Raw genomic sequence first — 16187 nt, 5'->3', positions numbered from 1 at the left:
TAAAGTAGGGATAGATATGAATCTAACAGAAGCTTTACGCCTAATGAAAGATAAAGGATACAAACATACTGGGAAAAGGGAAGAAATGCTCAGGTTATTTGCAGCTCACAATCGTTATTTAACGGCGAAAGACGTTTTAGAGCATATGAAGGATGATTATCCAGGTCTTAGTTTTGACACGATTTATCGTAACTTAACGGTGTTTGCTGAAATCGGTGTTTTAGAACAAACGGAATTAAACGGTGAAAAACATTTTCGTTTTACATGTTCTATTATGGAACATCATCATCATTTTATTTGTTTAGATTGTGGAGGGACGAAAGAGATTACTTCTTGCCCGATGGATTTTATGAATAAAGATTTTAACGGTTATGAAGTAACTGGTCATAAGTTTGAAATATATGGCCGTTGTCCAAAATGTGCAAAGTAAAAGCTCGTCAGTTCTATAACTGACGAGCTTTTTTACGTAGAAAAGAAGGTTGCTCACAAATGTTGTGGGCAACCTTCTTTTTATTTTATTGTTCTTGTGTTTCTTTTTCTTTTTCTCGTTCAGCAGCCATTTCAGCAGCAATTACGTCGATTTCTTTTTTCAGTTCTTCTACCATTATTTCTTCTGGTACTTTACGAACGACTTGCCCTTTACGGAATAATAGTCCTTCTCCGCGCGCGCCGGCAATACCGATATCAGCTTCACGAGCTTCACCAGGACCATTTACAGCGCAGCCAAGTACTGCAACTTTAATTGGTACTTGTAGTGTAGAAATATACTCTTCCACTTCGTTAGCGATACTAATTAAATCAATTTCAATACGACCGCAAGTTGGACAAGAAATAAGTGTTGCTGCATTAGATGCAAGGCCGAATGACTTTAATAGTTCACGCGCAACTTTTACTTCTTCAACTGGGTCAGCACTTAATGAAATACGTAGTGTATTTCCGATGCCTTTACTTAAGATTGCTCCAAGACCAGCGGCACTTTTTACAGTTCCGGCAAATAACGTTCCAGATTCTGTGATACCTAAATGTAGTGGATAATCAAAAGCACGTGCAGCTTTTTCGTATGCTTCAATTGCCAAGTTAACATCAGAGGCTTTCATAGATACGATAATATCATGGAAATCTAAGTCCTCTAAAATTTTAATGTGATGTAGGGCGCTCTCAACCATACCATCTGCAGTTGGGTATCCGTACTTTTCCAAAATGTGACGCTCTAATGAACCTGCGTTTACACCGATACGGATTGGAATACCACGTTCTTTTGCTGCATTTACAACAGCTTCTACTTTATGGCGACGACCAATGTTACCTGGATTGATACGTACTTTATCAATGCCGCCTTCAATTGCTTTTAAAGCAAGGCGATAATCAAAATGAATATCAGCAACAAGTGGAATGTTGATTTGTTTTTTAATATCAGCAATAGCATTTGCTGCGCGTTCGTCTGGAACAGCAACACGCACGACTTGACAGCCAGCTTCTTCTAAACGTTTAATTTCAGCAACTGTTGCTTCAACATCATGTGTTTTTGTTGTTGTCATACTTTGTATAATTAATTCATTATTACCGCCAATTGTTAAATTACCGACTTTAACTGGACGTGTTTTTGTACGATGAGTCATTTCATTCACGAATAGATCGCTCTCCTTATAAAAGAAGTTTCTTATTTAGTCCCTTATATCAATGATAGTATACGTGATACAGGGCTATAGAAACCGAAGTGCTCGGTTTCACTTTTACTATTGTATCAGCGCCTTTATGTAATTGACAAGGATTAAGTGATTGCTTATTGATATAACGGGAATTTATAAGACTTTCCAAGTTGTATTTTTGTAGCAGGTGTATTTTTATTTAATTGTTTAAAATCATCAATTACTTTTTCGATAGAAGGAATTTTTTTCTTATTGATCGCTTCTGTAATGGAAAGAACCGTATCACCTGTTTTGACTTCAATTGTTTTATAAGTGACATCTGTTTCTTTTTCCGCTTTGTTTTCTTTTTTTTGTTTTGTATTTGTACTTTCTTGTTTTATCGTTTCGGCCGCATTTGTCTTTTTATATGAACTTAACATCGGCAAAGTGCCAATTTTTATATCGTAATAAAATATATAACCAAGAACAAGCACGAATAAGAATATACCTAATCTCTTCATATTCTTCACTCCTTTGCTAGGAATATATGCTTGTCCAAAAAAAAAATGCCTATTTAGGCATTTTTTTCGTTCGGTTTTGGAACTTCTTTAATTGTTAAGTATAGAACAATTAAAACAACTGCGATATAAATGAATGTTGAACCAGGTACAACGATTTTGAATAAATCCATAATCATAAAGAAGATTGTTGGAATTGTGTAGCTGTAAGCAGTTAACGTCCATACTTGCTTATAAGATAATTTACGTTGACCACTCATAGCAGAACCGATAAACGCAAGTAAAGTAATTCCTAAGAAAGTAATGAACAATTGGAATAGATATACTAACACGCCGATAACAGCTAGTAAAATTGGATAAATACTATCGAATACTGAAATGAAATCTTGCAAATCTTTTTTCTCAAGAGATGTGCCTAATAAATCATTGTAGGAGTATGTTTGCGTCTGGCCATTTCCTATAGAAACTACTTTATCTTTTAAAATAAATAAACCAGTTTTATTTTGATACTTTTCGATATCTGTTGTATTTGGATCAAATACGAAAAGAGCATCTCCCTCTTCTTTTTGAATAGGTTGTTCAATATCAGCTTTTAGTTCACCATTTTCGATTTTAAAATCAGGTAAATCTTTTTCAATTGCTTGATTTACCATAGTAACACTATCTTGGATAAAGCTACCGTAAAAGAATGTTCTTGGAATAGTAGTGATTAGACAAAGTAGCATAATATACAAAATGGTTTTTCCGATTTTTTGAAAACGGAATAGCGCCATATCTTTAGGCGAATATACGCTTTTGACTAATTGGGTAAATATGGACATAGATTCACTTCCTTTATGTATGTATAAAATCATTGTAACGTAGGAATCTAGGGAATCTCAAGATATATTATATTTACATATAGTAGAGACAACTAAATTTCTTTTTATTAATTTTCTTCTTTTAAATGAGAAAAATACAATTGACACTTTTCTTTTCTATATGGTAAATTTATCTTACATTTCTTAAAGGATATATCCGATAGGAATTCCTTTATTTGATGTATTGTTACATACATAATTGTGGACCCTTAGCTCAGCTGGTTAGAGCAGACGGCTCATAACCGTCCGGTCGTAGGTTCGAGTCCTACAGGGTCCATATCCATTTCACGTGTTTATTATGTCAGTAGGAAGCTTCCTTGTAGAAGGGGGCTTTTTTTATGAAATATATGAGCATTTTAATTGAAAAGAAGTGGGAATTTTGCTACTTTAATGATAGCAAGACAATGCGATTTATTTGTTTGCACCCTATGGCAATTAGGGTAGAATGTAGTTGTATGTCACTTAAGTGGCAATACATAAACTGGGAGGAATATAACAATGGCAAAACACGAATTACCAAATTTACCTTATGCGTATGATGCTTTAGAGCCTCACTTTGACAAAGAAACAATGAACATCCATCATACAAAACACCATAACACGTACATCACAAACTTAAACGCTGCTTTAGAAGGTCATGCAGAATTAGCTGACAAAAGCGTAGAAGAATTAGTTGCAAACTTAAACGAAGTACCAGAAGCAATCCGTACAGCAGTACGTAACAATGGTGGCGGACATGCTAACCACACATTCTTCTGGACGATCTTATCTCCAAACGGCGGTGGACAACCAGTAGGCGAACTTGCAACTGCAATTGAAGCGAAATTCGGTAGCTTCGATGCATTCAAAGAAGAATTCGCAAAAGCTGGCGCAACTCGCTTCGGTTCTGGTTGGGCTTGGTTAGTAGTAAATAATGGTGAATTAGAAGTAACAAGCACGCCAAACCAAGATTCTCCTCTAACTGAAGGTAAAACACCAGTTATCGGTTTAGATGTTTGGGAACATGCTTACTACTTAAATTATCAAAACCGTCGTCCAGACTACATCGGTGCATTCTGGAACGTTGTAGATTGGAACGCTGCTGAAAAACGTTACCAAGAAGCAAAATAATTGTAATAACGATAGAAAAAGCTAGGAGAATGCTCCTAGCTTTTTTCTATGCTTTCCTTTTACATAATTGGGCTTGTCTTTGGAAGACTAGAACATGAAGTAAAGGAGAGTTGTGTATGAAGTGGAAACATATAATTGGTGACGTTGAAGTGAATCGGGATTTAGTGTTATTACTCCTTATTGGAGGTTTATACACGCTCGCAATTTCTTTATCGAATACGTTTGTTAACATTTATTTATGGAAACAAACACAAAATTATGTGAATCTCGGCTTGTATAATTTGGCCAGCGTTGTATTGCAGCCCCTCACATTTCTTATAGGTGGGAAATTAGCGAAGCGTATTGATCGCTCGATCTTGTTACGAATAGGCGTAGGCACGTTAGCAATTTTTTTTATCGTTGTTTTAGTAGCGGGAAAAAGCGCTTCTCACTATATTTTATTAATGGGGGCTCTTTTAGGAGTCGGATATGGTTTTTACTGGCTCGCGTTTAATTTATTAACATTTGAGATTACAGAACCAGAAACAAGAGATTTCTTTAACGGGTTTCTTGGGCTTCTTACATCCTTCTCTGGCATGATTGGACCGATAGCAGCTGGATACACAATTTCACGTATGGAAAAGTGGAGTGGTTATACGGTCATATTCTTCCTCTCGTTACTGTTATTTGCAATTGCTGTCGTTTTAAGCTTTTTTGTATCTAAGAGAGAATGTGAAGGTCGTTATGAGGTTGCACAAGTTTTGAAAGAGCGACGGATTGATAAAAATTGGGGGAGAATTACACGTGCTCATTTTTTCCAAGGATTGAGAGAGGGAACATTCATTTTTGTTATTTCAGTATACGTGTACTTAGCAACCGATAGTGAGCTTGCATTAGGGAAATATAGCTTAGTAAATTCTGCTGTATCATTTGTATGTTACTATTTAGTTGCTCGTATGTTAAAGAAAGAGTGGCGAAAAAAAGCAATTTTACTTGGAGGCATTATTTTATATGCTGTCGTATTTTTAGTTATATTCAATGTTACATACACAAAATTACTTATTTATGCAGCATGCATTGCGATTGCATACCCTATTTTACTCGTTCCATATGGATCGATGACATATGATGTAATTGGTAGAGCGAAAAATGCGAGAGAGTGGCGTGTAGAGTATGTTGTTGTCCGAGAATTATGGTTAAATGCTGGGAGAATTTGTTCAGTTTTAAGTTTTTTATGTGCTGTATTATTCTTTCCGCCTGAAAAGAGTTTACCTTTCTTACTATGTATTTTAGGTGCTGGACATTTTCTTATTTATTTTGCAGTTAAAAATGTCAAATATGATGAAGGAAATGCAGGGAACACAAGTGTTGTAGCACAAGGAACCACGCAGAATCAAACAGAACCAGAAGGTTAACTTATCGTTTGTTTTATGCTAGAATAGAAAAAGATGTAAGACAGCAGTGAGGACACCTGTATGAAGGTGTCCCTTTCAAATTACATAGCTGTTGGTAGAGGGGGTTTGTATGGGTAAGAAGCAGAAACAACAAAAGAAAAAGACTCACGTTCCTTTTCGGTTAAACGTGCTGTTTTTCTGCGTGTTTTTAATGTTCTCCGCGGTTATTGTAAGGCTTGGATATGTACAAATTGTTCGCGGTGAGGAATATAAGAATGAAGTGGAGAGGAAAGAAAACTCGACGATAAGTAATCCTGTACCACGTGGGAAAATATTTGACCGTTATGGGCGACCTGTAGTAGATAATGCAGCTGTACGTACGATTACATTTACAAAAATGAAAGGATCAACTGCAGAGGCTCGCTTAGAAACAGCGAAAAAATTAGCAGATTTGATTGAAGTACCGACAGATAAATTAACAGATCGCGATAAAAAAGATTATTGGCTTGCTATTCATAAAGAAGAAGCGCAAGAAAAAATTACGAAAAAGGATCGTCAAGAGTTTAAAGATAAAAAAATTGACGATAAAGAATTAGATGAGCGTCAACGAAATCGCGTGACGGAAGAAGAAGTGAATCAATTATCTGCAAAAGATTTAGAAGTGCTAGCGATTAAAAGCAAAATGGACGGCGGATATGCGATGACGCCACAAGTCATTAAAAAGGATGCTACAGAACAAGAATATGCGATTATTAGTGAAAATCTAGCAGCATTACCGGGTGTAGATACGAATGTTGATTGGGATAGAAAATACGTTTATGATGATCTATTCCGAAGTGTACTTGGCGGGGTGTCAACGTCTGATGAAGGTTTACCGAGAGAAAGACTAGATTACTATCTTGTTCGTGATTATAACCGAAATGACCGCGTAGGGAAAAGTTATCTTGAGCAGCAATATGAAGATAGTTTGCACGGTAATAAAGCGGAAGTGAGAAATATTACGGATAAAAACGGTAATATTTTAGAAACGATTAATGTATCAAAAGGGCAAAGTGGTAACAATCTGAATTTAACAATTGACATGGAATTACAAAAGCGTGTAGAAGAAATTATCACGAAAAATTTATTGAGATATAAAGGGGGACAACCTCTTTTAGATCGTGCATTCGTTGTAATGATGAATCCAAAAAATGGTGAAGTTTTATCTATGGCAGGGAAACAGTTAGTAGAAGAAAATGGCGAAACGAAAGTGCAAGATTTCGCATTAGGAACGATGACAAGTTCTTATCCGATGGGATCAACTGTAAAAGGTGCGACAGTACTTACTGGGTATCAGACAGGTGCCATTCAACCGGGTTCAGTTCAATATGATGAACCAATCAGATTAAAGGGAACGCCACAAAAAGCTTCTTGGAAGAATATGGGTTATATTAATGATTTAACAGCATTAAAAATGTCTTCTAACGTATATATGTTTAAAACAGCGATGAATATCGCAGGTGTTCAATATGTGAAAGGTGGTACGTTAGATATACCACAAAAAGCATTTGATACGATGCGATATTATTTCGGGCAGTTTGGACTTGGTGTAAAAACAGGTATCGATTTACCAAATGAATCTGCGGGTCAAACAGGTAGAGGAAATCAGCCAGGTTTCTTATTAGATTTATCAATTGGGCAGTATGACACGTACACACCACTTCAATTAGCACAGTATGTTTCAACAATTGCAAATGGTGGTTACCGTATGCAGCCGCAAGTTGTAAAAGAAATTCGTCAACCAGAAGCGAAACAAGGCGAAGTTGGAAAAGTCGTTCATTCAATGGAACCGAAAGTACTAAACCGTATTGATATGCCTGAATCACAAATTAAACGTGTTCAGGAAGGATTTAGACAAGTATTTAATGAGTCTGGTGGTACAGCTGCGAAATACTTTACAGGCGCATCATATAAAGCTGCTGGTAAAACAGGTACAGCTCAAACTGTGTATGGCGGAGATAAAGAGATTGGTAGAAAGGCAAACGGTGAGCGTAAAGAAACATATAACTTAACGTTAGTAGGTTATGCGCCACTTGAAGACCCTGAAGTAGCATTTTCTGTTGTTGTACCTTGGGTAGATGATAAATCAGGTATTAACGGTTATATTAGCCGTGACATTATGGACGCGTACTTTGATTTGAAAAAGGTAGAAAATGGCGAAGCTACACAAGAGGAAATAGATAAGAAAAATAAAAATAAAAAGCAAGATGATGAATAAAAAAGTTGTAAAAAAAGCACACTATCTGAAAAGATAGTGTGCTTTTTTTTATGGTTCATGCATACGTTCTAATAAAGTGGACAAGCAGATTATATCGGAATTTTAAGGGACCTCGCAAATAATACGTATGCATTCACTATGGGAGTTATGGACCAATCCTCAGTGAAGATGAACAGTGGCTACGGATTAATAATTTACCTAATGTTGATTCTTGTGGAACTTTACAAAACTTTTACAAACAATTAAAACCGAATTAATAGTTTAGCAGTATTCTTATATCTGTAATCCTGTTATTTCCGGTTACTTCTAGGAGGAAGAACACGTGAAATGGATAAGAGCATCGATTAAAGTTTTCATACTGTCGATATGTTTCTTTTATGTTGGCACGTCTACTGCATTTGCTGTGAATGAAATGGGAGAAGTGAGAGTTGATGGATCCTCAACGGTTTTTCCTATTATAGAAGCAGTAGCGGAGGAATATACAAAGGTGCATCCGAACGTGAAAATTTCCATCAGTGTTTCTGGAACAGGAGGAGGATTTAATCGTTTCAGTAAAGGAGAAGTAGATATAAATAATGCTTCGAGAGTAATGAAACAAGTGGAAGAAAATGAAATGAAGAAAAACTCCATTCAGTTTACACCGTTTGAAGTCGCTTATGACGGTCTTACGATCGTTGTGAATCGCCAAAATAATTGGGTAGACAATATGACGGTAGACGAGTTACGTCTATTATGGAGTGAAGATGCAAGTGAAAAGCGATGGTCACAAATTCATTCATCATGGCCACGTGAACAGGTAAAGTTTTACGCGCCAGGTGTAGACTCTGGTACGTATGATTATTTTCAAAATGTCATCTTACAAAAAAGTCGCATTGTAAAAAAAGTCTCTTTGTCTGAAGATGATCAAGTTATTATGCAAGGGGTAATGAATGATAAAAATGCCATTGCTTTTGTAGGATATGCTTATTATATGGCCAATCGAGATAAGGTGAGAGCAATAAAAGTAAATGGTGTACTTCCGACGAAAGATACCATCCAATCAGGTGAGTATAAGCCGTTATCTAGGTCGCTATTTGCTTATGTGAATCATGCATCTATCCGAAATAAAATGAATGTAGCAAATTATATTGAGTTTATGATTCAGCATGTTGGCAATCTTGCTGAAGAGGTTGGATATGTAAAATTACCAAAAGAAAAATACAATGAACAGCTGCGGATGTTAACAGAAATAAAAAGGTAATGTCAGGGTGGAAAGGGGTTTTCATCTTTGGCTTATAATGACAAAAGTCAAACTACATTTTCTGTACAACATTTGATTGAAAGAAATACAAAACATAGAAAAAAAACGCAGCGAATCAATCGAATCGTTCCATTATTACTAAAAATAATTGCTAGCGTGTCTATTGCGACGACACTTGGAATTATTTTTACGCTCTCTAATGAAACAATAATGTTTTTTCAAAAAATATCATTGCTCTCCTTTTTGACAGAGAAAGAATGGTTACCTTTTTTTGAAGATCCTAAATTCGGTATATTACCACTTATATGTGGAACGGTACTTGTAACAGCAATCGCTATGTTCGTAGCAATTCCTATCGGTTTAGCGTGTGCCGTATTTTTAAGCGAATATGCTTCAAACAGTGTGAGAAAAGTATTAAAACCGATGTTAGAACTATTAGCAGGTATCCCGACAATTGTATATGGCTTTTTTGCATTAACAGTTGTTACACCGCTTTTACAACGGATTATACCTGATTTACAGTTTTTTAATGCGATTAGTCCAGGTATTGTGATTGGCTTTATGATGATACCTACAATTGCATCTCTGTCTGAAGATGCAATGAGAGCTGTAGCAAAAGGAACGAAAGAAGCTTCGTTGGCACTTGGAGCAACTCGGTTTGAGATGGTAAAACAAGTCGTGTTTCCTTCAGCTTTCGCAGGGATTATGGCAGCAATTATATTAGCTGCTTCCAGAGCAATCGGTGAAACGATGATCGTTGTAATTGCAGCAGGGTCCACACCGAACGTATCGCTCGATCCGACACACTCTATTCAAACGTTAACAGCTTATATTGTGCAAGTGAGTTTAGGTGATGCTCCGCATGGAACACTTACTTATTACAGCATGTACGCTGTAGGCGCAACGTTATTCTTGTTTACTTTTATAATGAACATCATTTCGCAGTTTATTATGCGCCGCTTTAGGAGGGTGACATAATATGCGCATGTTGAATCATAAAAAAATACAAGAAAATATGGCATCACGTTTTTTAAAAGATCGAATTTACAAATTGTTATTTTATATGGCAATTTTGTTTTCAATAGTAATCCTGCTTATTTTACTTTTTCAAATTTTTGAAAAAGGTGTCAGTTACCTTTCGTTAGATTTCTTTACAAACTTCGCTTCGCGTAATCCGAAAGAAGCAGGGATTGCTGCAGCTTTGTCAGGAACAATATTATTTATGAGTATTGTTATACCACTCTCCTTTATATTTGGGGTCGGAACTGCTCTTTATTTAGAGCAATATGCGAAGGAATCTATATTTAAAAAGGTAATAGAAATTAATAATCAAACGTTAGCAGGAGTACCTTCCGTCGTATTTGGATTACTCGGCTTAACCATTTTTGTATACGCTCTTCATTTAGGTGAGAGTATTATTGCAGCGGCACTGACGATGAGCTTACTCGTCTTACCGACAGTTGTTGTAGCGAGTCAAGAAGCGATACGATCTGTACCGAGGTCATTATTAGAAGCTTCTTACGGGTTAGGTGCTACGAAGTGGCAAACGATGTATCAAGTTGTATTGCCATATGCGTTCCCAGGAATTATAACAGGTTGTACGTTAGCGATATCAAGAGCGATTGGAGAAGCGGCACCGTTATTAGTTATCGGGGCACTTGCATTTGCAAATTATGTTCCGTTTAGTATGTTTGATAGATTTACAGTTTTACCAATTCAAATTTTTAATTGGATGAGTAGACCACAGGAAGAATTTCAGTATGTAGCAGCTGCTGGGATGATTGTTTTGTTAGGTTTGTTGCTCTTGATCAATATAGTTGTCCTATGGTTACGAAATCGAAAATAAGTTGGAAATGGATGAAAGGGGAATTCAAATGGTAGCAACAGTAGTAAATGTACAGGTGAAAAACGAGGAGAAAATTGAGACTGCGCCAAAGAAAGTAGTATTTGATACGAAAAACTTAAATTTATGGTATGGAGAAGACCATGCTTTAAAAGATATTAACTTAAGTATTCATGAGAATGAAGTTACAGCAATTATCGGGCCAAGTGGTTGTGGTAAATCAACGTACTTAAAAACATTAAATCGTATGGTAGAGTTAGTACCAATCGTGCGAACTACAGGCGTAATTGAATATAGAGAGCGCAATATATTTGATAAATCATACCCAGTTGAAGAATTACGAACACATGTAGGAATGGTGTTCCAAAAACCAAATCCATTTCCAAAATCTATTTATGAAAATGTAGCATACGGCCCGAAAATTCATGGTATTAGCGACAAGAAAACGTTAGATGAAATTGTTGAAAAAAGTTTACGTGGAGCAGCGATTTGGGATGAGTTAAAAGATCGTTTGCATGATAATGCATACGGTTTATCTGGTGGACAGCAACAGCGTCTATGTATCGCACGTTGTTTAGCGATTGAACCAGACGTTATTTTAATGGATGAGCCAACATCGGCACTAGATCCAATTTCAACATTAAAAGTAGAAGAATTAATTCAAGAGTTAAAGAAAGATTTTAGTATCGTTATCGTAACGCATAACATGCAACAAGCTGCGCGTATTTCAGATAAAACTGCTTTCTTCTTAAGTGGAGAAGTTGTGGAGTATACAGATACAAATAAATTATTTACGACACCTTCAGATAAGCGTACAGAAGATTATATTACAGGCCGATTCGGTTGATGTCGCTAGCAAGGCTAAGAGCAAATACCCTCTTAACAGAGGGTATTTCTTATTTTTACCTCATTTAAATTAGAGAAGTAATACTTCTCCTATCTTAAGGCTTATATAAGTAGGCTAGGTAGGAGAGTTATATATATTGGCACATAATATTGAGGGGGAAGAAACAATGGTACGAGAACAATTTCAATGTGATTTAAAAACGTTACAGCAAAAGGTGATTGAGCTTGGTGAACTAGCGAGAGAAGCTTTATTGCTTGCTATGGAAGGGCTTCATAAAAAGGATGTAGAGAAAGCGTTAGAGGTAATAGATGGTGATTATCGTATGGATAATTTAGAAGAGGAAATAAATGATCTTGCGCTTATGCTCATTACGAAGCAACAACCTGTAGCAAGTGATTTAAGAAGGATTTTCATTTCAATTAAAACAGCGACAGATTTAGAACGGATTGCAGATCATGCTGTTAATATTGCGAAATCAACCATTCGTCTCGGGGAAAAAGACGTGTCTGTTAGTTTGCACAATCTTGATGAGATGTTTGCGATTGCAAATAAGATGTTACAGTTAGCGCTAGATGCATATGAGCAAGAAAATTTAACTTTTGCGAAGCAAATTGCCGAAATGGATGATTCTGTTGATGAAATATATGGGAAAGCGATTCGTGAATTTATATCTTCAGTTCCAGAACAACCAGAAGCAATTACACAAATTACACAATTATCCTTTGTAGCGAGATATATCGAACGTGTAGCAGACCATATTACAAATATTGCTGAAAATGTTTTTTATTTAGTAAAGGGAAAGCATTACTTATTAAATGAATAAAGAAAAAAGCAGGTGAAACATCACCTGCTTTTTTTAGTCAAAACATGACAAAAAAAGCTCGTTGTTTCCTTTAGTTTATGATGATAAGATGTATCATAATATAATGGAAAAAATAGGGCGTATATGTTATTCGCTTATTAAGTAATATTTTAAAAGTTAATAGTAAGCGCTTTCTTCAGTTGTTGAAAGGTGAATGTATATAAGGGGAACTTTACTGCCTGTCGGCCCGATTGGTCAAGGCTAATAATCAGTAGGGGATGAAGAAAACCCCCACTGATTAAAGTTTCACTTTATTTTATACTGCTAGTTAATGCTGGGTAGATAATATACATATCGTATATGAAGTTACTGAACATTATATAAGTGGAGGCTGAAGTATATGAAGGGGGTTATTTTAGCTGGAGGAAAAGGACGACGCCTTAGACCATTAACATGTAATACTCCAAAGCCGATGTTGCCATTATTAGAAAAGCCAGTTTTAGAATACAACATTGAATTATTGCGTCAGCATGGTATACGTGAGATTGCAATTACTGTTCAGTATATGAGTACGGCTATTAAGCAATATTTTGGTGACGGTAGCAAATGGGGCGTTAACTTGTACTACTTTGAAGACTCTCCACCGCTTGGAACTGCAGGGAGTATTAAACAAGCGGAAAAATTTTTGGATGAACCGTTTGTTGTCATAAGTGGGGATGCGTTAACTGATTTTCAATTATCAGAAGGAATTACGTTTCATGAACAAAAGAAAAGAATGGTAACTATGTTTGTAAAGGAAGTAGAAAATCCACTCTCATTTGGTTTAGTTGTAATGAACAAAGAACAAGAGGTTACACGATACATAGAAAAACCGAGTTGGAATGAAGTAGTCTCTAATATTGTGAATACAGGTATATATATTATGGAGCCAGAAATTTTTTCTTACATACCGCCCCGAGAATTTTTTGATTTTAGTCAAGATGTGTTTCCGTTATTGGCAAATAAGAACGCATTATTTGCATATTTGTCAGAAGGTTACTGGTTAGATATCGGTACATTTGATCAATATCGACAAGCACAATTTGATTTGTTAACGAAAAAATTGCAAGTACCTATTCCATATACGGAAGTATTACCGATGGTATGGATGGGAGAAGGGGTAACGATTGGAAAAGGAACGAAAATTCACGGTCCTTCTTTTATTGGTGAAGGAGCAAGAATTGGTGCTGGATCTGTAATTGAGCCATACTCTATTATCGGGAAAAATAGTGTTGTTTCAAGTTATTCTCATCTTCAAAAGAGTATTATTTTTGCAAATGCGCACATTGGGAAATATTGTGAGTTACTAGAAACGACAATAGGAGAACATACAATGGTGGAAGATGACGTTACATTGTTTCAAAAAAGCATTGTAGCGGACCATTGTCATATAGGGAAAAGTACGGTAATTAAGCAAAAGGGAAAACTATGGCCATATAAGGCGATTGATAGTCATTCGGTAGTCGGATCGGCTGGTGTTCAAGAAAGTGAGAAGAGTGCAGGATGGTTGCAAAAAAGCCGCATTGTAGGAAGAGGTAATGTGGAGATTACGCCTCAATTTATTGTAAAGGTTGCGATGGCGTACGGATCTCTTTTCACAAAAGGGGAAAGTATATTAATCGGGAGTCAAGAACATATAGAAACGACTTCTTATAAAAATCTTTTTCTTCATGCAATTCATGGTATTGGGATTCATACGATGGAATGCAAAGAAATGAACGAATCACTTTTTCAGTACAGCATTCAAGATTTGCAATGTGCGGGCGGGGTTTTCATTCAAGCGGAAAAAGAAAAAGAGATTGTTATAAAGTTGTATGGTAAGGATGGGGCACAGTTAACGTATAAGCAGCAAAAAGCGATAGAACAAGTGTATATGTCTGAGTCGTTTTATTACGTATGTGAGAAGGAAATGGGGCGGAATAAGCTAGTACACGTTTCTTTACATAATTATATAGAGGCTGTATTAGAGCGTATTGATATTGAGAAAATAAAAAAACAGAAGTTCCATCTTCTTATTAATAAGAGAAATGATATGTTACAACATTTGCTTATGCTCTTTTTGCAAAGGCTCGGATGCACAGTTACGTGGATTTATGCGGGCGAACAAAAGGATCATGTGAAAGCTTTGATGAAATCAAGTAAAGCAAATATGGCGCTTATGTTTTCAGAGCAAGGAAATTATTTCGAGTTATATGATAATCATAGTAATATTTACCAAGGGACGGATTTTGAAGAGATTGATATTCCAGATTTATTACTGGAATCGGCAGGAAATATTTACCCAATGTCTTTGAAATTAGGAGAATGTTATCTTCTATTTTATACGCAGGATGAAAAAAAATCGTTTCAAGCGAGATGGAAGCGAGATATTTTATATCGAATTGGAAAGTTATTCGAGTTAATAGCATTGCAGGGAAAAACCTTTCTCAGCATAGTAGAGCAATCACCGCCGCTTTATTTACTTTGTGATGAAGTTGTATGTTCATGGAATGAAAAAGGGAAAGTGATGAGGAAATTATTGGCTGATATCGAAAGGAAGGAAGAAGGCATATTTGAAGGAGTACAGTTCAAATATACCGAAAAAGAGTGGTCTTATATCGTTTCTGACACAAAACAACCGAAATTTTTAGTGTATTCACATGCTAGAAACCCAGTAATAGCAAGGGAAAACATGAAAAATCTTATAGAAAAAATTAGACAATATCAAAAGGTGTAGAATTTTTATTTTAAAAGTGGTATTATAGTATAGTCTGATTTAAGTTATTAGTACTGGAGGGAAATAAGAATGCGTGTGAATATTACTCTAGCATGTACAGAATGCGGAGATCGTAACTATATCTCAAAGAAAAACAAACGTAACAACGCTGAGCGTATCGAGCTTAAAAAGTATTGCAAGCGTGACAAGAAGTCTACGTTACACCGTGAAACAAAGTAAGCAGTAGGAATATTTTCCTACTGTTTCTTTTTTTATTCGATTCCTCTCTTAAAAGTGATACACTATCATCGTAGAGCAAAGTATCACTGTGAGGGGGGAAATGTGTGAGAGAAGAGAAACTACGTTTACGTAAACAAATAATAGAGCACATGAATTCTTTATCAAAAGAACGGTATACAACTTTATCAGAGCAAATAGCATTTTCGTTGTATGCGCAAAAAGAGTGGGCTGAAGCTAAAACAATTGGAATCACTCTCTCAATGGAAAATGAAGTGAATACATATCCTATTATCGAAAAAGCTTGGGAAGAAGGAAAGAAAGTTGTCGTTCCGAAGTGTAATAAAGAAGCAAGAACAATGTCCTTTAGGAAAATTAGCAATTTTGATCAGTTAGAAACAGTGTATATGAATTTACGTGAGCCAATTCCAGCGCTTACGGAAGAAGTGAATGCAGATGAAATTGACCTTCAAATTGTACCAGGTGTAGCTTATACAGAGCGAGGAGAACGGATTGGATATGGTGGTGGCTATTATGATCGTTATCTCATGCATTATAAAGGGAAAACGCTATCATTAGCTTATAGTTTTCAAATGGTAGACCATATTCCAATAGAGCCGTTTGATAAAAATGTAGAAAAAATTATTACAGAAAAAGGAACAATGGTTAAAAATGGGCTTGTATAGACAAATAAAAATTGACGAGACTTTTTCTTCTTGATTATAATAAAATATGTGA

At 35.9% G+C, this 16187-nt stretch carries 15 protein-coding genes and 1 tRNA gene; 13 read left to right on the top strand and 3 right to left on the bottom strand.

What is annotated here, in order from left to right; all coding sequences use genetic code 11:
- The first annotated feature begins 16 nt into the window (after positions 1-16).
- Positions 17-430 (top strand): Fur family transcriptional regulator, encoded by a 414-nt coding sequence (locus MR083_RS05080; RefSeq protein WP_001054512.1) that lies wholly within the window; start codon positions 17-19, stop codon positions 428-430.
- An 85-nt stretch (positions 431-515) separates the two neighbouring features.
- Here MR083_RS05080 and ispG read toward each other — a convergent pair whose 3' ends face one another.
- From ispG to MR083_RS05065, 3 genes are all read right to left on the bottom strand, one after another.
- A complete protein-coding gene (gene ispG / locus MR083_RS05075) occupies positions 516-1619 on the bottom strand; it encodes a flavodoxin-dependent (E)-4-hydroxy-3-methylbut-2-enyl-diphosphate synthase (RefSeq protein WP_011040674.1) in 1104 nt (367 codons plus the stop codon).
- Positions 1620-1783: 164 nt separating this feature from the next.
- Complete coding sequence (locus MR083_RS05070) at positions 1784-2149, bottom strand: hypothetical protein (protein WP_000825406.1); 366 nt, start codon at positions 2147-2149, stop codon at positions 1784-1786.
- Positions 2150-2202: 53 nt separating this feature from the next.
- Positions 2203-2967: a DUF1189 domain-containing protein gene (locus MR083_RS05065; RefSeq protein ID WP_000021910.1), complete on the bottom strand. Its 765-nt coding sequence runs from the start codon at positions 2965-2967 to the stop codon at positions 2203-2205.
- A 242-nt stretch (positions 2968-3209) separates the two neighbouring features.
- Between MR083_RS05065 and MR083_RS05060 the strand changes: the two genes are divergently transcribed.
- The 12 genes from MR083_RS05060 to MR083_RS05005 all read left to right on the top strand — a co-directional run bounded on the left by MR083_RS05060 (position 3210) and on the right by MR083_RS05005 (position 16135).
- Positions 3210-3283: transfer RNA gene (locus MR083_RS05060), tRNA-Ile, on the top strand.
- A gap of 221 nt (positions 3284-3504) precedes the next feature.
- Positions 3505-4116 carry a superoxide dismutase [Mn] gene (gene sodA / locus MR083_RS05055; RefSeq protein WP_001052031.1) on the top strand — a complete coding sequence of 204 codons (612 nt, stop codon included), beginning with the start codon at positions 3505-3507 and terminating at the stop codon, positions 4114-4116.
- A gap of 116 nt (positions 4117-4232) precedes the next feature.
- Positions 4233-5510 (top strand): MFS transporter, encoded by a 1278-nt coding sequence (locus MR083_RS05050; protein WP_000871367.1) that lies wholly within the window; start codon positions 4233-4235, stop codon positions 5508-5510.
- 109 nt (positions 5511-5619) lie between these two features.
- Positions 5620-7746 carry a peptidoglycan D,D-transpeptidase FtsI family protein gene (locus MR083_RS05045; protein WP_242268662.1) on the top strand — a complete coding sequence of 709 codons (2127 nt, stop codon included), beginning with the start codon at positions 5620-5622 and terminating at the stop codon, positions 7744-7746.
- 322 nt (positions 7747-8068) lie between these two features.
- Positions 8069-8986 carry a phosphate ABC transporter substrate-binding protein PhoX gene (phoX, locus tag MR083_RS05040; protein WP_097851161.1) on the top strand — a complete coding sequence of 306 codons (918 nt, stop codon included), beginning with the start codon at positions 8069-8071 and terminating at the stop codon, positions 8984-8986.
- Positions 8987-9013: 27 nt separating this feature from the next.
- A complete protein-coding gene (gene pstC, locus MR083_RS05035; protein ID WP_000323888.1) occupies positions 9014-9964 on the top strand; it encodes a phosphate ABC transporter permease subunit PstC in 951 nt (316 codons plus the stop codon).
- 1 nt (position 9965) lies between these two features.
- Entirely contained in the window at positions 9966-10832 is an 867-nt protein-coding gene (pstA, locus tag MR083_RS05030) for a phosphate ABC transporter permease PstA (protein ID WP_001242545.1), read from the top strand.
- Positions 10833-10860: 28 nt separating this feature from the next.
- The gene (gene pstB / locus MR083_RS05025) at positions 10861-11676 is read left to right on the top strand and encodes a phosphate ABC transporter ATP-binding protein (protein WP_000226683.1); all 816 of its coding nucleotides are present in this window, start codon (positions 10861-10863) and stop codon (positions 11674-11676) included.
- A 166-nt stretch (positions 11677-11842) separates the two neighbouring features.
- Entirely contained in the window at positions 11843-12499 is a 657-nt protein-coding gene (gene phoU, locus MR083_RS05020) for a phosphate signaling complex protein PhoU (RefSeq protein WP_000251231.1), read from the top strand.
- A 379-nt stretch (positions 12500-12878) separates the two neighbouring features.
- Positions 12879-15233: a sugar phosphate nucleotidyltransferase gene (locus tag MR083_RS05015; RefSeq protein ID WP_000679295.1), complete on the top strand. Its 2355-nt coding sequence runs from the start codon at positions 12879-12881 to the stop codon at positions 15231-15233.
- A 69-nt stretch (positions 15234-15302) separates the two neighbouring features.
- Positions 15303-15452: a 50S ribosomal protein L33 gene (rpmG, locus tag MR083_RS05010; RefSeq protein ID WP_001265616.1), complete on the top strand. Its 150-nt coding sequence runs from the start codon at positions 15303-15305 to the stop codon at positions 15450-15452.
- Between the two features lie 104 nt (positions 15453-15556).
- Positions 15557-16135, top strand: a complete 579-nt coding sequence (locus MR083_RS05005) for a 5-formyltetrahydrofolate cyclo-ligase (protein WP_001206418.1) — start codon at positions 15557-15559, stop codon at positions 16133-16135.
- The last annotated feature ends 52 nt before the right edge of the window (positions 16136-16187 follow it).

Source organism: Bacillus cereus group sp. BfR-BA-01408, assembly GCF_022663305.1.
Lineage (GTDB): Bacteria > Bacillota > Bacilli > Bacillales > Bacillaceae_G > Bacillus_A > Bacillus_A pacificus.
Note: the sequence above shows the minus strand (reverse complement) of the source record. Positions and strands in the feature narration are given on the sequence as shown.